This is a genomic window from Polynucleobacter sp. MWH-Loch1C5 (assembly GCF_018881775.1).
Lineage (GTDB): Bacteria > Pseudomonadota > Gammaproteobacteria > Burkholderiales > Burkholderiaceae > Polynucleobacter.
This window is the reverse complement of record NZ_JACVPR010000001.1, coordinates 670,552-690,361: the sequence shown is the minus strand read 5'-3', so window position 1 is coordinate 690,361 and position 19,810 is coordinate 670,552. Positions and strand designations below refer to the sequence as shown.

The following is a 19,810-nucleotide window of genomic DNA, read 5'->3' as shown; positions in this document are numbered from 1 at the left end:
GAAAATGGGTATTCAATTTAAAAAATATTCGCTGGTATTGGCTACTTTAGCAAGCTTCATCATCACAGGGAGCATGGTACAAGCCCAAACGCTGGCAGAGCAAAAAGTGAAAAATGAAATTCAGAAACAGTTAGGTGATCGCGCCAAGGTCACTGGGGTTAAATCAACCCCCATTAAAGATCTCTATGAGATCGCAATTGGTGGTGACATCGTTTACGCTGATGCGAGTGGGCGCTATCTCATTCAGGGTGAACTCATCGATTTAAAGAGTGGCACCAACCTCACTGAGCAAAGAAGTAATGAGATTAATCGTATTAAGTGGAGTGACTTGCCACTCAATGATGCGATCAAGATTGTGCGGGGCAATGGGGCTCGCCAAATGGCAGTTTTTGCAGACCCTAATTGTGGTTTTTGCAAGCGCTTAGAAAAATCATTTCAAGATTTAAACAACGTCACTATCTATAACTTCTTAGTGCCGATGCTATCTGCCGACTCACTCACTAAATCACAGCAAATTTGGTGTGCGAGTGACCGTGCCAAAGTCTGGACTGACTGGATGGTGGGTGGTGTAGCGCCATCTGGCAAGACCGATTGCGCCAATCCTTTAGATCGTAATGCCGCCTTAGCGAAGAAGTTAGGTGTGACAGGAACGCCAGCCATGTTCTTTGTCGATGGCTCTCGTGTTGCCGGAGCGGTTCCTTTGGCGCAGATTGAGAAAAAGCTTAAATAGGAAGCATGATGAGCCCTATTCATTACACGATTCGTTTGGATGATATGCATGGCCATCGTTTCGATGTGAGCCTGACGATTCAAAAAGCAGTACTCAAAAAACTAACAGGCAATGGTCAAGCAGGCTTGATCTTGCAGCTACCCGCTTGGATACCGGGCAGTTATATGATTCGAGATTTTTCTAAACACCTCGAAAATCTAAAAATAAGTACAGAGCAAAGCAAGAGTTCACTCAAAGCGATCGATAGTCATACCTGGCAAATTAATGATTTATCAATGGCCGCAGATTTAGAGCTGACTTATCAGGTATATGCGTTTGATACCTCAGTCAGAACCGCTTATTTAGATCAGACTCGAGCCTTTTTTAACCCCACGAGCCTTTGCTTAAGAGTGCTTAACAGTAAGCAAGAGTCAAACTCTATTGCGCAGGGTCTTACCATCAGAAAACCCCATTTGGCTAACTATCTACACGATAGTCAGTATGAGTTGTGGGAAGTGGTCACAGGATTAAGCCCCAAAAAGATTGATAGCCATGGTTTTGGTGATTACGAAGCGAAAGATTATGACGAGCTGATTGATCATCCGGTCGCCATCGGTGAATTCCAGAGAATTAAATGGACCTCGCACGGTACGCCCCATCAGATGGTCATACAAGGCGCAGTCAAACGTGTTGATGAAAAAGCCCTGGCTCGAGATTTGCAGGCTATTTGTAATGCCCAGATTGAATTCTTTGAACCAACAACGAAACGCGCCCCTTTTAAGAAATACTTTTTCTTAGTAAATACTGTAGGCGATGGTTATGGTGGTTTGGAGCATCGCAACAGCACGGCTCTCTTGTGTAAAAGAGAAGATTTACCCTATCCGGGCCAAGACTTAAAAAAACACAGTGCTTATGAAGATTTTTTAGGACTCTGTAGCCATGAATACTTTCATGCGTGGATGGTTAAACGAGTTAGACCCAAAGCATTCATACCCTATGATTTACAAAAACCGAATCACACGCAATTGCTTTGGCTCTTTGAGGGCTTTACCAGTTACTACGATGATCTTTTCCTCTTACGCAGTGCGCGCATTGACTTAAAGCAATACCTAAAGCGTATTGAAAAAACGTGGAATATGGTCTTGCGCGGACCGGGTCGTCACAAACAGTCCGTGGCGCAAAGTTCATGGGATGCATGGACCAAGTATTACCAGATGGATGAGAACACACCCAATGCGGTCGTGAGCTATTACGCTAAAGGATCTTTGATTGCTTTAGGTCTAGACCTCTTGATCCGCGATAAAACTCGAGGCGCACATTCTCTAGATACACTCATGCGACATTTTTGGCAGATGTATCAGTTAACTGAAGAAGGGTTGGCTGAAGATGATGTGGCTGCTGCGATACGCTTTTTATTGGGGCCGAAAATATATGAAGATTGGCGAGTATTTGAAGCCAAATATATTCATGGGTGTGAAGATTTACCGCTTGATCGATGGTTGCCTCGGGCTAATCAGCAGATACAAGTGCAAGCGCAATACCTGGCCAATGCTCATACCCAAGATGCAGAACGTATCAAACAGGCCTGGGGTATTCGCACATCAGCAGTGCAGGGTTGGATCAAGTTAACGCACGTTTTAGATGGAGGCTTGGCTCAACAGGCAGGGCTGGCTGCGGGTGACTACATCGCCAGTATCGATCGTGAACGCGTGACCCCTAATCGTTTGAATCAAATCTTAGTGGCAGCAAGCCAAGCTTTAAACACGGGTGAAGATGTGCAGATTCAGGCTTATCGTCATGAAACTCTGCTCGAACTTGTCTTAGAGGCGGATGGTCTGAGCATTCAAGAAAGCTTGCCAGCGCAGTATTGCATCACGGTGCAGTAGACGCTGAAATCAGCTTTGTATGCAGGATCTATTTCATCATGCAGCTGCCCAAGATCCTATCGATCTATGGCAGCAAATACCCTCTGATTGGCAAGCCATCTGTGACCCTCAGATCAGCAAGGGGCTACTGGAAAAAATTAGTCAGCAATTACTAGCAGCCAAGCGGGCTGGGCAAGAGATTGCGCCAGCGCCCGAGAATATCTTTCGGGCATTACAGCTGTGTTCTGTCAAAGAAGCGCGTGTTGTCATCTTGGGTCAAGATCCTTATCAGACCCCAGGCCTAGCCCAAGGTTTAGCATTTTCGATTCCTAAAGAAATTCAGCCAGGCTGGCGAGCATTTCCGAGTTCCTTAAGAAATATCAGTAAAGCATTACAAATTGATACTTATGGTGCTCTTCAGCATGGCGATCTCACGGCTTGGGCGAAACAGGGCGTCTTACTCTTAAACGCTACTTTGACTGTTCAGCTCAATCAAGCAGGATCTCATGCGCATTGGGGTTGGCAAGCCTTGACAGATCATTTGCTAGAGAGATTGGCGCAACATCATATGAAGCAGCAGCAAACTTTGGTATGGCTTTTATGGGGAGCCCATGCGCAACAAAAAAAGCCTCTGATTGAAGCCGTAATACAAAAGGGGTGCGACTCAAGGGCACAGGTAAACAATCAAAAGACGGATATCTCGGGTCAAGGCACCCAATTGATCTTGACGGCCTCTCACCCCTCGGGCTTAGGTGTCTATAAAACCAAAGAGCCTTTTATATATCCAGGCGATCAGCAATCCTGCCAGCACTTTTTAAAAACTAATCAGTTTCTAAAGGCGCATGGACAAAGAGAGATTCAGTGGATCTCGTGAGATTAGACTGAATAATCAGTCTAATCAGACAAATATTATTCAAATAAATCAGCGAGAGCTTGACCGGGGTCAGGCTGGCGCATAAACGCTTCACCTACCAAGAAAGCATCTACTTGATGCTCACGCATGAGTATTACATCCGCTTTATTCAAAATGCCGCTTTCAGTCACCACTCGCTTATTAGCGGGGATCTCTTGCAGGAGATCCAGTGTAGTTTGTAAGCTGACTTCAAAAGTACGCAAATTACGGTTATTGATACCAAGAAGTGATGTTTTTAGTTTTAAGGCGCGCTCGAGTTCATAAGCATCATGAACTTCCACCAAGATATCCATGCCTAATTCAAAAGCGAGGGACTCAAAGTCTTGCATCTGTTGATCGTCCAAAGCCGCCGCAATTAACAAAATGGCATCAGCCCCCATCACACGTGCTTCGTAGACCTGATAAGGATCAACCAAAAAGTCTTTACGAATGACCGGAATGCTAACCGCATGGCGAGCTTCGCGAAGATATTGGGCTGACCCCTGGAAGTACTGCACATCTGTGAGTACCGATAAACAAGCCGCACCATGCTTGGCATAGCTTTGGGCAATTTCTTTGGGGTGGAAGTCTTCGCGCAAAACTCCTTTACTCGGACTTGCCTTTTTGATTTCTGCAATCACACCCGCTTGCCCTGCTGCAATTTTTGCTTCGATGGCGCGGGCAAAACCACGGGTTTGTAAAGCACTGTCGTTGCAAGCAGCTTCTGCATCACTGCGCATGACATGACTTGGGATTTGATGTGAAGCTTTAGTAACTTCGTCAAATTTGGTGGCCAGGATTTTTTTTAGAATATCGCTCATAGATCGCTTATTGTCCTAGAGCTTGAGTCACTGCTACAAATTCATCTAATTTGGCCTTGGCTTTGCCACTCAGAACGGCTTCTTGAGCCATCACGATACCATCGCCAATACTATTTGCTAGATCTGCCGCATACAGGGCAGCACCAGCATTGAGGCAGACGATATCCATGGCCGCCCCTTTTTGACCACCGAGCACGGAGAGCATCACTGCACGTGATTCTTCTGGGGTTGCTACTTTGAAGCTGCTTGTGGGAACTGCTTGAAGACCAAATTGCTCGGGCGTGATTTCATATTCTTTGATTTGGTCATTCACTAACTCACCAATCAAGGTCGGACCTTGCAAAGAGATTTCGTCTAAACCTTCTTTGCCATAGACCACAAGAGCATGTTTCATGCCAAGGCGTTGCAAGGCGCGTGCTTGGATACCGACTAAATCAGGATGAAAGACCCCCATCAACATATGTTTGGCACCTGCTGGGTTAGTCAGTGGTCCTAAAATATTAAAAATCGTACGTACGCCCATCTCTTTGCGAACAGGCGCCACGTTTTTCATAGCTGGGTGATGATTCGGGGCAAACATAAAACCAATGCCACAACGCTCAATCGATTGAGCCACTTGAGGTGCTTGTAAAGTGATATTGACGCCCAAAGCTTCTAGGGCATCGGCAGCGCCTGATTTACTACTCACACTGCGATTGCCGTGCTTGGCGACCTTGGCCCCTGCGGCGGCAGCCACAAACATCGCAGTTGTGGAAATATTAAATGTATGCGCACCATCACCGCCAGTACCCACAATATCAACGAAGTGCGCATCATCAGCCACATTCACTTTCGTGGCAAATTCGCGCATCACAGTAGCTGCTGCTGTGATTTCACCAATCGTTTCTTTTTTGGTACGAAGGCCTGTCAAAATCGCTGCAGTCATCACGGGTGAAAGCTCGCCACTCATGATGGCACGCATGATGGAGAGCATTTCATCATGAAAAATTTCACGATGATCCAAACAGCGTTGTAATGCTTCTTGAGCAGTGATGGACATACAGACCTCGTAGACGACTTAAATTTTTGTTTTCAAAAAGTTATTGAGTAGTTCGTGACCATACTCAGACAGAATCGATTCTGGATGAAATTGCACACCTTCAATCGCAAATTGTTTATGACGTACACCCATGATCTCACCATCGTCGGTCCAAGCCGTGATTTCCAAATGATCAGGCAAGCTCGAGCGTTCAATCGCGAGTGAGTGATAACGAGTGACCGTGAAGTGTTCTGGCAAATCACGAAAGACACCCACTTGCGTCGTGTGTACTGTATCTGTCTTGCCATGCATGACTCGCTGAGCACGAATGACTTTGCCACCAAAAGCTTCGCCAATGGCTTGATGGCCTAAGCAAACCCCAAGTAGTGGTACTTTGCCTGCAAAATGTTGCAAGGTCGCGACCGAAATACCAGCTTCTTTAGGACTACAAGGGCCTGGTGAAATACAAATATGGCTGGGGCATAAAGCCTCAATCTCAGAGAGGGTCACCTCGTCATTGCGAAAGACCTTGACCTCTACCCCTAATTCACCGAAATACTGCACGAGGTTATAGGTAAAAGAGTCATAGTTATCAATCATGACGAGCATCTAGACCTCCTTGTACCATTTCTGCAGCACGTAATACGGCGCGTGCCTTCGCTTCAGTTTCTCGCCATTCAGATTCAGGATCAGAGTCAGCGACGATGCCAGCACCTGCTTGGGAGTGCACCATGCCATCACAAATCACCCCCGTACGAATCACAATCGCGACATCCATATCGCCCGAGAAAGACAAATAACCGGCAGCACCACCATAGACGCCGCGCTTCACAATTTCCATTTCATCGATGATTTCCATCGCTCTGATTTTGGGGGCGCCGGACAGGGTGCCTGCTGGGAATGTCGCGCGCAAGACATCCATATTGTTAACCTGATCAGCGAGCTCGCCTTCTACTGAGCTCACGATATGTTGTACATGAGAGTATTTCTCAATCACCATGCGATCAGTCACTTTGACGCTACCATTTTTAGCAATGCGACCAATATCATTTCGTGCCAAATCAATCAGCATCACATGCTCAGCAATTTCCTTGGGATCTGCGAGTAATTCTGTTGCTAGGGCTTCGTCTTGCTCAGGTGTTTGGCCGCGTGGGCGAGTGCCAGCGATAGGGCGCACAGTAATGATGCGTTTTTCTTCGCCAGCCACGGAACGTTTTTCTTGGCGTACTAAAATTTCTGGAGATGAACCCACAATCTGATGATCTCCAAAATCATATAAATACATATAAGGAGACGGATTGAGGGAGCGTAGTGCACGATAGAGCGCTAATGGCGAATCTTGATAGGGTTGACTGATCCGCTGACCAATCACGACCTGCATACAGTCACCTGCGAGGATATATTCCTTCGTGCGTTTGACTGCATCTAAAAACTTGTCTTTAGCAAATTTACGAACGGCTTCGGTTTTTTGAGAGGCCGCGGTATTTGGTACTTGCACGGGGGCACGTAAACGCTCGCGCAGTTGTGCCAGCCTAGCCATCGCTGCTTCATAAGCACCTGCTTGACTAGGGTCAGCGTACACGATGAGATATAAACGTCCTTTGAGGTTATCAATCACCGCCAACTCTTCAGTGAGTATTAACTGAATATCCGGTAAGTGAGTTTCATCTGGTAGGGAATGCTCCGCTAAACGAGATTCAATATAGCGGATCGTGTCATACCCAAAGTAACCCGCGAGACCACCACAAAAACGTGGCAAGTCATTTCTCAGAGCGACTTTAAAGCGTGCGTGATAGTTCGCAATAAAGTCGAGTGGGTTGCCACGATCGGTCTCGATGACTTGATCTTTGCAAATGACTTCAGTTAAACAATTTTTAGGGCCACCAGTGACACGCAGTAGCGTTTGTGCGGGTAGACCAATAATGGAATAACGCCCAAAACGTTCCCCACCGACGACAGACTCTAATAGAAAAGTATTGCGCGCACCTTCACTTTGTGTGAGTTTGAGATACAGCGAGAGTGGCGTTTCTAAATCAGCCAAAGCCTCGGATACCAGCGGAATGCGGTTGTATCCTTGCTTGGCTAATTGTTCAAATTCTTGACGTTGCATTAAAGGCTTTCCATCTGTGAGCCTTAAATGGCATTGAGTGCTGCACGCATCTGCTCAATAATCGCGCGGTAGTCAGGTTTACCAAAAATTGCTGAACCGGCTACAAAAGTATCTGCCCCTGCTTTAGCAATCTCGGCAATATTCTCAGCTTTGACTCCGCCATCGACTTCTAAGCGGATTTGACGCCCGGTTTTTTCACGATGGGCATCGATCAATTGTCGAGCTTGCGCAAGCTTTGGCAAAGTCGATGGAATAAAGGATTGACCGCCAAAGCCAGGGTTCACTGACATCAGCAGGATTAAGTCCACTTTATCCATGACGTGCTCCAGATAGTTCAGTGGCGTGGCAGGGTTAAACACCAGACCCGCCAAGCAGCCTTGGTCATGAATGAGACTCAAGGTGCGATCAATATGAGCACTCGCTTCAGGGTGAAAGCTAATGACATTGGCCCCTGCTTTAGCAAAGTCAGGAACGATGCGATCAACGGGTTCAACCATTAAATGCACATCAATACAGGCGGGTTTGCCATCTTTGACGGCGTAAGAGCGGATAGCCTCACATACCAAAGGGCCAATCGTCAGATTGGGCACATAGTGGTTGTCCATCACATCAAAGTGGATCCAGTCGGCCCCAGAGGCGAGTACTTGGCTGACTTCTTCGCCTAAACGGGCGAAATCAGCCGACAAAATTGACGGAGCAATCAGGTACTTAGGGGTATTTGTATTTGCCATAACGTCATTCTATAACGCGTTCGGTTGCAGTAGTGCGTTTGTTGGCGCAGAATCACGGTCATGGAACAACATCAGCTACAAGTTTCGGTCAAAGTCCAATATTTGGCGCAGGAGTCCAATCCGGATAATCGTCAATTTGTCTTTGCTTATACGATCACCATCCGTAATGTCGGTCAGCTGCCTAGCCAGTTGATTGCTAGACATTGGCTAATTACTGATGGCGAAGGAGATGTGCAAGAAGTCAAAGGCTTGGGCGTCGTAGGGCAACAGCCTCTGTTAAGACCCGGCGAGCAATTTGAGTACACCAGTTGGGCCACATTACCCACTCCCATGGGGACCATGCGGGGTGAATTCTTCTGTGTCACCGATGATGCCCAGTTTTTTCAAACCCCGATTCCAGAATTTGCTTTGGTGATGCCTAGAACTTTGCACTAATTCAATGCCTAGCTTCACTTATCTTTGCGACCCATCATGGTCCAAACTACAATGATGAGCAAAATAACTAAGGCAACACCGGCTTCAATGGCAAATAAGAGCATAGGATATTCATCAAACAAATCTGCCATTCAAGTCTCCTGTAGGAATTATTGCGCTAGAAGTATAGCGATACGGACAAAGAATAGCAGTTGATGAAAAACATGTCATATATACGGACAATCGTCTTGATTCTCGCCACATTGGCCTTATTACAGGCCTGTGCGCCCACCCGTGTTCCCATTAGTTCTGCACCGGATCCTAGACAGGATCCAGGGGTTTTATTGAAATCAAACAATATTGCTCAGTTTTACGAAGTGGGCTGGTCTCAGCTACCGGGTTGGCAAGAGGATGACGTCAAAGAAGCGTGGCCTTCATGGTTAAGAAGCTGTCAAGGTTTAGCAAGACGCAACCCCAGTGGTATTCAGTGGCGACCCGTATGTGATGCGGCTAAGCGCGTTAATTCCTCTAGTAACACAGAGATTCGTCAATACTTTGAGAGACACTTTAAGGTCTTAGAAGTACGTCATCAAAGTGGCAGCAATGCTGGCAAAAATACCGGCTTAGTCACTGGTTATTACGAACCCTATCTCAATGGTTCACGCAAGCGCCAAGGTATTTATCAAACACCGATTCATCGTTATCCTGATGCATGGCGTCGTAAAAAACCAGATGACATGCCCACCCGTGCCGAGTTAATGCGCAGTGGCCAACTCAATGGCCAAGAAATTCTTTGGGTCGACGACCCGGTTGCCGCCGCCTTTATGCAAGTGCAAGGTTCTGGCCGGGTGCGCATGGACAATGGGCAAGTAGTTCGCCTAGGTTTTGCAGGTACGAATGATCAGCCCTTTAAGTCCTTTGCCCAGTGGTTGTTAGACCGTAAAGAAATCACCCGCGCGCAAGCGACGATGCAAGGTATTCAGGCATGGGCGAAGAAGAATCCTCAGCGTGTTCAAGAGATGCTCAATGCCAATCCACGCTATGTCTTTTTTAGAGAGATGCCAGTCACCCCTGATTTAGAAGTGGGCCCGATTGGATCTTTGGGCGTGCCACTAACGCCTAAGCGCAGTATTGCGGTGGATACCAAGGCGCTACCTTTGGGGGCGCCGGTTTACCTATCCACCACTTTTCCGCTTTCTGAAAAACCACTTAATAGTTTGATGATGGCGCAAGACACAGGCAGCGCCATCATTGGTGCTGTGCGTGCAGACTTTTACTGGGGTACTGGTGAAGCGGCTGGTGAGCAAGCAGGCCGTATGAAGCAAACGGGGCGTATGTGGGTCTTCGTACCCCGTTAGTCTCTAGCAAACGCATTCTTAAGAGCCTTTAAATTGCGGTGCGCGTTTTTCTAAAAATGCGCTCACGCCTTCAGAAAAATCAGCGGTGCGCCCTAAGCGACGCTGAGCATCTCGCTCCCAGTCTAATTGTTGGTCTAAAGATTGTTGTAGAGCAGCCCACATCGCTTGTTTAGTTTCATGCAAAGCCTGGCTGGGGGCTTGAGCTAATTGCGTGGCTAGGGCTTGGGCAGCTAAAAGCACTTGGTCATCAGGTACCGCTTTCCAAATCAGACCCATGGCATCAGCTTCTTGACCTGTAATTTTTTCACCGGTCATCGCCAATCCCAAAGCTTTCTGTAAACCCACTCGATGGGGCAAGAACCAGGTTCCGCCCGCATCGGGCATGAGACCAATTCTGATAAAGGCTTGAGTAAATACTGCGTTTTGACCCATGATGGTTAAATCGGCTGCTAAGGCTAAATTCGCACCAGCGCCGGCTGCTACGCCATGCACAGCGGCAATCACGGGATAGGGTAAACAGACCAAGCGTCGCACGAGCACGTTATAGTTTTTTTCAAGGGCTTCACCTAAATCACGGGTGTTTGTTTCTTGATCGGTGAGATCTTGCCCTGCACAAAAGCCTTTGCCTGCTCCTGTGAGTAGGATAACTTTTGTGTCTCTTTGAGACTCTGCTAAATCAAGGCAGGCTCTTAAGTCAGCATGCATTTGTGCTGTCAGACTATTAATTCTTTCAGGACGATTTAATGTCAAAGTGACCACACCGTTTTCAGATTGGTAATGGACTTGCGCAAAATCTTGACTAAAAGGCATATCAACTCCTGGTTTCATGCAAAATGGATGTCATCATCATATATAAAAATGAGTGAACTGACTCATTGAATGTAATAACAGAATGACCCCAAGGAGTTCTTATGAATTATGAAACTATTATTACCAGTCGTGATGAGCACGTAGCCCTCATTACCCTTAATCGTCCTAAGGCTCTCAATGCCCTCAATGATCAGTTGATGGATGAGTTAGGCCATGCTTTGCAGAGTTTTGATGCAGATGATGAGATCGCTTGTATGGTGATCACTGGTAGTGAAAAAGCATTTGCTGCCGGTGCTGATATCACCATGATGGCTAAGTACGACTTCATGGATGTCTATAAAGGTGACTACATCACCAAAAATTGGGAAACCATACGCAAGGTACGTAAACCGGTGATTGCCGCAGTTGCTGGCTTTGCTTTAGGAGGGGGTTGTGAGCTCGCGATGATGTGTGACTTCATCATTGCAGCTGACACAGCTAAATTTGGTCAGCCTGAGATCAAGCTGGGGATTATTCCAGGGGCAGGTGGCACACAACGTTTACCCCGTGCTGTGTCTAAAGCCAAGGCAATGGATATGTGTTTAACAGCCCGCATGATGGATGCACAAGAGGCTGAGCGTGCAGGTTTGGTTTCTCGTATCGTGCCCGCTGATCAACTTTTAACAGAAGCGCTAAATGCTGCAAAAACAATTGCCAGTATGTCATTGCCGATCGTGATGATGGTGAAAGAAAGTATCAATACCGCCTATGAAACCTCATTGTCAGAAGGGGTTCATTTCGAGCGTCGTTTATTTCATGCTACCTTTGCCACCGATGATCAAAAAGAAGGGATGGCTGCCTTTGTTGAAAAACGTCCCGCTCAGTTCAAACATCGCTAAGCTCAGAAATGATTAAAAGCCCGCCTTTGAAAACTCGCTCTATGACAAGCTTGCTTGTAGCGTTCCCTTTGGTTTTGTCGGGATGTGCGTTTTGGGGTGAGTCAAAAAAAGCGCCAGAGCCTGTGGCAGAAGTCCAGAAATTTTCAGAGCAATCCGAGCGTGCCACTTTACCCAAAGCTTGGCAAGCTTGGCGAATCACACCACAAAAAAATAAAACGAAGTATTCACTGAAGCGCTATGAGGGAAAAACCGTTTTACATGCGCAGGCTGATGTAGCTGCTTCTGGCTTAGTCTTGGCCATCAAGCCTCGATTGACCGAGGAGTTAGAGTTAAGGTGGCAATGGAAAGCGTTGAGCTACATTCCACAGGCTGAACCTCGTGAGTCACAAAGAGATGATGCGCCCCTACGCATCATGGTGGCCTTTGATGGGGATAAATCAAAATTACCTTTTAAAGAACAAATGGTTTTTGAGATGGCAAAGGTGATTAGTGGTCACGATATGCCATATGCCACATTGATGTATGTCTGGGCATCCCAAAGCCCGGTGGAGACAATCTATACCAGCTCAAGAACTTCACGCATCAAAATGATTGTGGTGAATTCTGGGCCGAATGATTTGGGTATATGGCAAACACATCGCCGCAATCTCAAAGATGATTATCAGAATGCTTTTGGTGAAGCGCCAGGCAAGGTCATTGGTCTGGGGCTAATGACAGATAGTGATAACACGCGTACACAAGTGAGCGCTATCTATGGCGATATTGAGCTCGCTGATAAAAAGAAAAATAAAGCGGCTAGCCAAGCAAGTACGAAAACTAATTCAACTACCAACAAATAATTTAAATTAGGACTCGCTAGCTAAATACTTTTGTGCGAGCTTGACCCAGTAGCTCGATCCTAAGGGCAGGATCTCATCATTAAAGTCATAGGTCGGGTTGTGGAGGTGACAGGGCCCCATGCCATGACCGGTGCTGCGGTGATCGCCATCACCGTTACCAATAAAGGCATAGCAACCCGGTTTGGCTTGCAACATATACGCAAAATCTTCGGCACCCATGGTCGGATCAATGCGTGGATTGACACGATGTTCGCCAACTAATTCTTGCATTACGCTAATCGCAAAAGCAGTTTCTTTTTCGTGATTGATAGTCGGTGGGTAGTTACGTAAAAACTCGACATCTGCTTTGCAGTCATAAGCTTGCGCAACGGTTCCGGCAATATGGCGTAAACGTGATTCAATTAAATCCAAGACTTCAATCGTAAAAGTACGCACTGTGCCGCCGATCCATGCGCTATCAGGAATGATGTTGCTCGCATCTCCAGCGTGGCACTGAGTAATTGATAAGACCGCAGAATCCACAGGACGCTTATTGCGCGTAATGATGCCTTGTAGACCTTGAATAATTTGTGCAGCGGCAAAGAGAGGGTCAGCACTGTTATGTGGCAGGGCGGCATGCCCGCCTTTGCCGGTGACTGTAATACGAAACTCATTGCTCGAGGCCATCATCGGGCCTGGTGTTACGCCAAATTCTCCGACGGCTAGGCCAGGCCAGTTATGCATACCAAATACAGCATCGCAAGGGAACAAATCAAAAAGGCCATCTTTGATCATTTCGCGTGCGCCGCCACCCCCTTCTTCTGCTGGCTGAAAAATCGCATACACTGTGCCTTTGAAGTCGCGATGCTTGGCTAAGTATTCACAGGCGCCAAGTAGCATCGCAACATGGCCATCATGCCCGCAAGCATGCATCTTGCCTTCATGTTTGGAGGCGTGAGCAAAACGATTATGTTCTTGTAAAGGCAAGGCATCCATATCGGCACGAAGGCCAATTTTTTTACCTGGGCCTTGGCCTTCAATGATCGCCACGACACCGGTTTTACCTAGACCACGGTGAACGGGTAGGCCCCAGGATTCCAATTGCTTTGCAATGACATCACTCGTTCTTTGTTCCTGAAAACAAAGTTCAGGATGGGCGTGGATATCCCTGCGAATTTTTTCAATCTGCGGTTTAGCTTGCAAAATTTCTGGAATCAATTTCATGGTCGTACTCTTTATTGCTGCAATCATTGATTGAAGCTTTAATCATATTCGATAACACTTTTTTAAGCTTGGCTTTTTTGTAACAAAGTCATATAGTCTTACTCATAAATCAACTATTAGTCCTATCAAAGACACAATAGTTCATAAAAAAAGGAGCATTTATGACAACAAAACCTTGGCTAGCAAGTTATCCTCCTGGTGTACCCCATAGCGTGGATTACCATCAGTATCGTTCGATCAACCAAATGATGGATGAATCCTTCAAAAAGTTTGCTGACCGTCAAGCTTTTGAATGCATGGGTAAATACCTAACGTATGCACAGTTAGATACCTACTCCAATCAGCTTGCTGCACATTTTCAGTCATTGGGACTCAAGCCGGGCGCACGTATTGCGTTGATGATGCCCAATGTTTTGCAATATCCGATTGCAATTGCAGCAGTTTTGCGCGCCGGTTATGTCGTTGTCAATGTCAATCCTTTGTATACCCCGCGTGAGTTAGAGCATCAGTTGAATGACTCAGGAGCCCAAGCGCTGGTCATCTTAGAGAATTTTGCACATGTGTATGAGCAAGTGCGCCATAAGGTAGGAGTTGAACATGTGATTGTGACCAGCATGGGCGAACTCATGGGTCTCAAAGGCCACATCGTTAACTTTGTTGTACGTAAAGTAAAGAAATTGGTGCCTCAATGGCAAGTCGACGGCCATATGAGCTTTAAAGCAGCTCTTGCCAACGGCCAAAAACATACCTTAATCCCACCGCATGTCACTCACGATGATGTGGCGTTCTTGCAATACACAGGGGGAACAACAGGGGTTTCAAAAGGCGCCACCTTATTACATCGCAATATCCTCGCTAATCTTTTGCAAACCGAAGCTTGGTTAGAGCCGGGGTTACGCGGCAAAGATGTGGATCAATTGGTGTTCATATGTGCTCTACCGCTGTATCACATCTTTGCATTAACAGCGTGCTGTATGTTTGGTATTCGTGCTGGTGGTCTTAATATCTTAGTGACCAATCCAAAAGATATTCCTGGTTTTATTAAGTTGCTCGCTAAATTACCGAAGTTCCATATCTTCCCAGCCGTGAATACTTTATTCAATGCCTTGATGAATCATCCTCAATTTGGCACGATTAATTTCTCAAGCATCTTGGTCACCATTGGCGGTGGCATGGCGGTACAAAAGGCGGTGGCTGATCGTTGGCAGTCCCTCACGGGGTGCCCAGTCGCTGAGGGCTATGGCTTATCAGAAACATCTCCTGTGGCTTGCTGTAATACGCCATGGATTAAAGCCTACACGGGCCATATTGGCTTACCAGTACCGGGTACGGATGTTGTGATACGAGACGAAGAGGGGCGCGATCAGCCTTTTGGGCAACCCGGTGAAATCTGTATCAGGGGCCCTCAAGTAATGGCAGGTTATTGGAATCGTACTGAAGAGACTGCTAAGGTCATGACGGCTGATGGTTACTTTAAGTCAGGTGATATTGGCTATATGGATGAGAGTGGCTACGTCAAAATCATTGATCGTAAAAAAGACATGATTTTGGTTTCTGGATTTAATGTCTATCCGAATGAAGTTGAAGATGTAATTGCCATGTTGCCAGGTGTTCTAGAGTGTGCCGCGGTAGGGGTACCTGATGCGCATTCCGGTGAGGTTGTAAAAGTCTTTATTGTTAAAAAAGACCCCGCCCTCACAGAAGAGCAAGTCATTGAGCATTGCAAAGAGCAACTCACTAACTACAAGCGTCCTAAATTTATTGAATTCCGTACAGAATTACCCAAGACCAATGTGGGCAAAATTTTGCGTCGTGAACTCAGAACCTAAACTGAATAACTTTTTAAAAGCTATTCAAAAACTATCCATGAGGCAGCCTCAAATGCGAGGCTGCTTTTTTTATAGTTTCTAGCGAGTACGGTGTTCTCGCCTCGGATTCTGAGAAAGCAGGTAGTTTGCCTAAGTATTGCCCGGGCAAGCGCTCTTGCAATGTTTTGATGTTTTCATCTAAGAGGGGCATGGCATGCCCCATCGTATTGGCCACCCAACCCTTAAGTTTTAAGCCTTCTGCTGCTATGGCTTTGGCAGTCAGTAGTGCATGGTTAATGCAACCCAAACGCATGGCAACGACCATGACTACAGGTAAATTTATTTCTTTAGCAAAGTCAGCAAAACTATAGAGTCCTTGCAGGGGTACATAAAAACCACCCGCACCTTCGACAACGACCGCATCAGCATTTTTTTGGCAGTGCACAAAGCTCTTGCGAATAGAGTCAATATTGATTTGAATATTTTCAATCTCGGCGACCAAATGAGGGGCTGCTGGCATCTTTAAAGCATAAGGGCAGATTTCTTTACTGGTTTGCCCGGCATTAGCGACTTGCGATAAAGCTAGAACATCTTCATTGGCCAGGACGCCGTCATAAAGAGCTAAGCCCGCCACAACGGGTTTGAAAGCGGCTACGCGCGCATACTTTTTTTTCAGAAGTTCAATCAATGCGCCGGCTACTAAAGTTTTACCAACTTCGGTATCTGTGCCTGTGACAAAAAAACCAGTGGGATCACTCATGCGTATAAATCACTTTCAATCTGCATTAAATACTGCACTAGTTTTTGAATATCTTCAGTACTGTGCGCTGCCGATAAGGTAATACGTAAACGGGCAGTATTTTTAGGCACTGTTGGAGGTCGTATAGCCGGTACCCAAACGCCTAGTTCGAGTAATTGTTGTGCCACTTGTAAAGCCATGCCATTCTCACCAATCACTACAGGCTGTATTGCGGTATCTGAAGCCATTAATGACCAATGCTGAAGTTGCAGGCTCTTTTTAAAGAGCGCGATATTGGCTTGTAAACGTTCTCTTAATGGACTTTGCTCGATGAGATGCAGACTGCTTAAAAGGGCATGCGCCAAATGAGGTGGGCTGGCGGTCGTGTAAATATAAGAGCGTGATTTTTGGAGTAGCCATTCAGTGAAGGTGTGGTGAGCTGCCACAAATGCACCACTCACACCTGCTGCTTTACCGAGTGTGCCCATATAGATGAGATGGGCTGCAGTATCAGCTTCACTTAATGCCAAGTGTTCTAATATGCCGTGACCGTTTTGACCAAGAACCCCAAAGCCATGCGCATCGTCAACGAATAACAAAGCATCGTAACGCTTGGCTAAATCAAGTAAATCTCTAACAGGTGCCAGATCTCCATCCATACTAAAAACACCATCTGTGACAATGAGTTTTTGAGAGTGTGAGGATGCTTTCAGTAATTGTTCCAGACCATCTATATCATTGTGGGCATAGACAAAAGAGTCGGCTTTATTTTGTTGTTTAGCTAAACGCACACCATCAATTAAAGAAGCGTGATTAAGCTCCTCTGAGAAAATTGCAACGCTATCGTCAACAGTCCATGGAATAGTTAAAGCAGTAATCGCTGCTAAGTTAGCCATATAGCCTGTACTGAAATACATGGCTGTGCATTCCGGGATATGGGCTGCTTGAGTTTTGGCTAAGGCAATTTCTAATGCTTCATGGGCGTGACTATGACCGCTAATGAGGTGTGAGGCACCGCTACCGGCACCATATAAGCGTAAACCTTTTTCAAGCGCAGCACATACATCGGGATGATTGGCTAGACCCAAGTAGTCATTGCTGCAAAAGGTCAGCATAGAGCGACCATCGATTTGCATTCGAGTATCACAGGGGCTTTCTGCGAGCTTGAGGTGTCTTAAGAGTTGTTGATCATCTAACTCTTGTAAGCGCTGAAGGTAGGCTTGGATATATTTCATGCCATCCTTGTATGGTCGGCGCCTGAGGTAGACGATGAGAGATTGAGATCTTTCTCTGATTGCCCATCTAAAACACGCGCTAATGTTTTTTCTAGACGCTTAGATAAATGATTTAACTCATCATCACTTAATACATAAGGGGGCATGATGTAAATGGTGCGCCCAATGGGGCGAACGAGTATTTCTTCTTTGAGACCAGCCATAAAAAATTCTTTGGCAAAAGTGGCGCTAGCCCAGGATGGTTTGACATCACAAGCCCAAATCGTACCTTTTTGTCGAATGTGTTCCAGCGAAGGGTGTTCGTGTGCCCAGGACATGCTTTGCGTGAGCTTGTTTGCTAAGACACGATTTTTTTGTAAATAAGCATCCTCTTCATAGATGCGCAAAGTTGCATTTGCTGCGGTACAAGCTAATGCATTGCCTGTATAGGAGTGTGAGTGTAAGAAGCCACGTTCAATCTCGTCGGCATAAAACGCCTGATAAATCTTATCTTTTGTCATGACCAGTGAGAGGGGTAAATATCCTCCACTGATCCCTTTGGATAAGGCTAAAAAATCAGGCCAAATACCGGCTTGTTCACAGGCAAAAAAAGTGCCTGTGCGTCCGCAGCCTACTGCAATTTCATCAGCAATTAAATGAACTTGATATTCGTCACAGAGGGCGCGCAAACCGTGTAGGTAATCGGCCTCATACATCACCATACCCGTTGCACATTGCACTAGGGGTTCCACAATCACGGCCGCAATATGCCCACGGTGTTTCTCAAGAGCGTCTCGCATTTTTTGCAGCGCTTCTGCAGTAACTTTATGAGTATTTTCTTGGCTGCGATTGTCTGGGCCAGCAACCACCACGGCATTTTGAGTCAGTGCGCTATAGGTATTTTTAAAGATGGCTACATCAGTGACTGCCAGTGCACCTAGGGTTTCACCGTGATAACTATTCTTCAAGCAAATGAATTGTTGCTTTCCAGATTGACCCGCATTGCGCCAGTAATGAAAGCTCATCTTCAAGGCGATTTCAATTGCTGAGGCACCATCAGAAGCATAGAAGACATGCCCTAGTTGGTGGTGGCTGAGTGCTCGTAAACGCTCGGACAGTTCAACTACTGGAGCGTGTGTAAAGCCGGCTAGCATCGTATGTTCAATTTGATCTAGCTGTGTTTTGATTGCAGCATTAATGTTGGGGTTGGCATGACCGAATAAATTAACCCACCAAGAGCTAATCGCATCGAGATAACGCTGGCCGTCGTAGTCATATAACCAAACGCCTTGGGCACGCGCAATCGGAATCATGGGAAATTGTTCATGACTCTTCATTTGCGTACAAGGATGCCAAACAGCATCAAGGCTGCGTGAAACCCACGCGGCATTATTCGTGCTCATGGTGCTTATTCTGCCTGAATCCCGTTGTCTTTAATCAGTTTTGACCAACGTTTGGCGTCTTGCTGAATTTGCTTTTGTAAAGCCTGTGGGCCTTGGGGATTAGCCTCAAGGGCATAGTGAGCGAGCTTTTCTCGTACTTCGGGTAGTTGCATAAAGCGCTTAACGTCAGCGCTGATCTTGGCTACATCGTGGTTTGACATTCCTTTGGGGCCCATTAAGGAAAACCAAGAAGTGACATTAAAGATGCGCAGGCTAGGATCTGTTTCGGCCAGCGTGGGTATTTCAGGAGCAAAGCTAGAGCGTTGCGCGCTGGTCACGCCGATGGCTCGTAAATCTCCAGAACGAATCAGTGGGATAGCAGACGCTAAATTGTCAAAGCTCATATCCACTCGCCCTGCTAGCAAATCTGGCATCGCTTGCGCGCGGCCCTTATAGGGGATGTGTTTGATTTTGCTTTGGGTTAATTGAGCAAATAATTCACCCGATAAGTGAATCGATGTGCCAATGCCTGAGGATGAATAACTCAAGGCATACGGTTTACTCCTAGCTAACTGAATCAGACCTTTGGTATCTTGCACCGGCAATTGCTTGGGCACGACCAATACATTGGGTGTGCTCGCCAAAAAAGTAATCGCCTCCAAATCACGCTGAGGATCAAAACTTAAGTTTTTATACAGATAAGGGTTAATGGTGAGCGTTCCGATGGTGCCGATCAGCAGTGTGTGACCATCGGGGGCCGCTTTGGTGACAAAATCTGTGCCGATATTGCCACCCGCACCTGGCTTATTTTCCACAATCACTTGATTTTGAAGCTCTTTTTGCCATTGTTCAGCCAATAGTCGGGCCAAGATGTCTGGCGCACCCCCGGTCGGGAAGGTCACCACAATCCGTATAGGTTCATTATTTTTCTGGGGCCAGGCCCAAGACGGGCTAGAGGAAAGGCTCACGCAAGCTAGGAGGGACAAACTAAGCAAAATCTTGTTCATACCCATTATTTG

19 protein-coding genes are annotated in these 19,810 nt (G+C 46.5%); 8 read left to right on the top strand and 11 right to left on the bottom strand.

The annotated features are described in order from the left end of the window. Positions 1-4 precede the first annotated feature (4 nt). From ICE94_RS03435 to ICE94_RS03425, 3 genes are read left to right on the top strand one after another with little or no spacing between them, the layout of a single operon-like run. Complete coding sequence (locus tag ICE94_RS03435) at positions 5-730, top strand: DsbC family protein (RefSeq protein ID WP_216148869.1); 726 nt, start codon at positions 5-7, stop codon at positions 728-730. A 5-nt stretch (positions 731-735) separates the two neighbouring features. Continuing rightward, complete coding sequence (locus ICE94_RS03430) at positions 736-2,595, top strand: M61 family metallopeptidase (protein ID WP_216148866.1); 1,860 nt, start codon at positions 736-738, stop codon at positions 2,593-2,595. Between the two features lie 19 nt (positions 2,596-2,614). After that, entirely contained in the window at positions 2,615-3,448 is an 834-nt protein-coding gene (locus ICE94_RS03425) for a uracil-DNA glycosylase (RefSeq protein WP_216148864.1), read from the top strand. A gap of 35 nt (positions 3,449-3,483) precedes the next feature. Here the strand turns inward: ICE94_RS03425 and trpC are convergent, their stop codons facing one another. From trpC to rpe, 5 genes are read right to left on the bottom strand one after another with little or no spacing between them, the layout of a single operon-like run. Beyond that, entirely contained in the window at positions 3,484-4,287 is an 804-nt protein-coding gene (trpC, locus tag ICE94_RS03420) for an indole-3-glycerol phosphate synthase TrpC (RefSeq protein ID WP_216148861.1), read from the bottom strand. A gap of 7 nt (positions 4,288-4,294) precedes the next feature. Then, positions 4,295-5,326: an anthranilate phosphoribosyltransferase gene (trpD, locus tag ICE94_RS03415; RefSeq protein WP_216148858.1), complete on the bottom strand. Its 1,032-nt coding sequence runs from the start codon at positions 5,324-5,326 to the stop codon at positions 4,295-4,297. A gap of 18 nt (positions 5,327-5,344) precedes the next feature. Continuing rightward, positions 5,345-5,914 (bottom strand): aminodeoxychorismate/anthranilate synthase component II, encoded by a 570-nt coding sequence (locus tag ICE94_RS03410; protein ID WP_216148856.1) that lies wholly within the window; start codon positions 5,912-5,914, stop codon positions 5,345-5,347. Next, a complete protein-coding gene (gene trpE, locus ICE94_RS03405) occupies positions 5,898-7,415 on the bottom strand; it encodes an anthranilate synthase component I (protein WP_216148853.1) in 1,518 nt (505 codons plus the stop codon). Before trpE ends, ICE94_RS03410 begins: the two co-directional genes overlap by 17 nt. A 23-nt stretch (positions 7,416-7,438) precedes the next feature. Further along, positions 7,439-8,146, bottom strand: coding sequence for a ribulose-phosphate 3-epimerase (gene rpe / locus ICE94_RS03400; protein WP_216148850.1), 708 nt, complete (start codon positions 8,144-8,146; stop codon positions 7,439-7,441). A gap of 60 nt (positions 8,147-8,206) precedes the next feature. Here rpe and apaG point away from each other — a divergent pair, with 60 nt between their 5' ends. Together apaG and ICE94_RS03390 are read left to right on the top strand one after the other, a co-directional pair. Then, positions 8,207-8,581 carry a Co2+/Mg2+ efflux protein ApaG gene (gene apaG / locus ICE94_RS03395; protein ID WP_216148847.1) on the top strand — a complete coding sequence of 125 codons (375 nt, stop codon included), beginning with the start codon at positions 8,207-8,209 and terminating at the stop codon, positions 8,579-8,581. Between the two features lie 194 nt (positions 8,582-8,775). Then, positions 8,776-9,918 (top strand): murein transglycosylase A, encoded by a 1,143-nt coding sequence (locus tag ICE94_RS03390; protein WP_216148844.1) that lies wholly within the window; start codon positions 8,776-8,778, stop codon positions 9,916-9,918. 18 nt (positions 9,919-9,936) lie between these two features. On the opposite strand, the gene ICE94_RS03385 is transcribed toward ICE94_RS03390, so the two are convergent. Beyond that, complete coding sequence (locus ICE94_RS03385) at positions 9,937-10,728, bottom strand: enoyl-CoA hydratase-related protein (RefSeq protein ID WP_216148841.1); 792 nt, start codon at positions 10,726-10,728, stop codon at positions 9,937-9,939. A gap of 101 nt (positions 10,729-10,829) precedes the next feature. Here ICE94_RS03385 and ICE94_RS03380 point away from each other — a divergent pair, with 101 nt between their 5' ends. Next, on the top strand, positions 10,830-11,606 hold the full coding sequence (locus tag ICE94_RS03380) for an enoyl-CoA hydratase (RefSeq protein ID WP_216148838.1): 777 nt from the start codon (positions 10,830-10,832) through the stop codon (positions 11,604-11,606). Positions 11,607-11,647: 41 nt separating this feature from the next. Further along, positions 11,648-12,445 carry a DUF3047 domain-containing protein gene (locus ICE94_RS03375; RefSeq protein WP_216148835.1) on the top strand — a complete coding sequence of 266 codons (798 nt, stop codon included), beginning with the start codon at positions 11,648-11,650 and terminating at the stop codon, positions 12,443-12,445. A 6-nt stretch (positions 12,446-12,451) separates the two neighbouring features. Here ICE94_RS03375 and ICE94_RS03370 read toward each other — a convergent pair whose 3' ends face one another. Then, the gene (locus ICE94_RS03370; protein ID WP_216148832.1) at positions 12,452-13,648 is read right to left on the bottom strand and encodes a M20 aminoacylase family protein; all 1,197 of its coding nucleotides are present in this window, start codon (positions 13,646-13,648) and stop codon (positions 12,452-12,454) included. 161 nt (positions 13,649-13,809) lie between these two features. Here ICE94_RS03370 and ICE94_RS03365 point away from each other — a divergent pair, with 161 nt between their 5' ends. Continuing rightward, positions 13,810-15,477 carry a long-chain-fatty-acid--CoA ligase gene (locus ICE94_RS03365; RefSeq protein WP_216148829.1) on the top strand — a complete coding sequence of 556 codons (1,668 nt, stop codon included), beginning with the start codon at positions 13,810-13,812 and terminating at the stop codon, positions 15,475-15,477. 31 nt (positions 15,478-15,508) lie between these two features. Here ICE94_RS03365 and bioD read toward each other — a convergent pair whose 3' ends face one another. Genes bioD through ICE94_RS03345 form a run of 4 tightly spaced genes read right to left on the bottom strand, consistent with a single transcriptional unit; the run spans position 15,509 to position 19,798 of the window. Then, positions 15,509-16,216 (bottom strand): dethiobiotin synthase, encoded by a 708-nt coding sequence (bioD, locus tag ICE94_RS03360; RefSeq protein ID WP_216148826.1) that lies wholly within the window; start codon positions 16,214-16,216, stop codon positions 15,509-15,511. After that, a complete protein-coding gene (gene bioF / locus ICE94_RS03355) occupies positions 16,213-17,430 on the bottom strand; it encodes an 8-amino-7-oxononanoate synthase (protein WP_216148823.1) in 1,218 nt (405 codons plus the stop codon). The genes bioD and bioF overlap by 4 nt, the downstream gene beginning before the upstream one ends. Continuing rightward, entirely contained in the window at positions 17,427-18,812 is a 1,386-nt protein-coding gene (gene bioA / locus ICE94_RS03350) for an adenosylmethionine--8-amino-7-oxononanoate transaminase (protein ID WP_216148820.1), read from the bottom strand. Before bioA ends, bioF begins: the two co-directional genes overlap by 4 nt. 5 nt (positions 18,813-18,817) lie before the next feature. Continuing rightward, positions 18,818-19,798 carry a tripartite tricarboxylate transporter substrate binding protein gene (locus tag ICE94_RS03345; protein WP_255539070.1) on the bottom strand — a complete coding sequence of 327 codons (981 nt, stop codon included), beginning with the start codon at positions 19,796-19,798 and terminating at the stop codon, positions 18,818-18,820. Between the last annotated feature and the right edge of the window lie 12 nt (positions 19,799-19,810).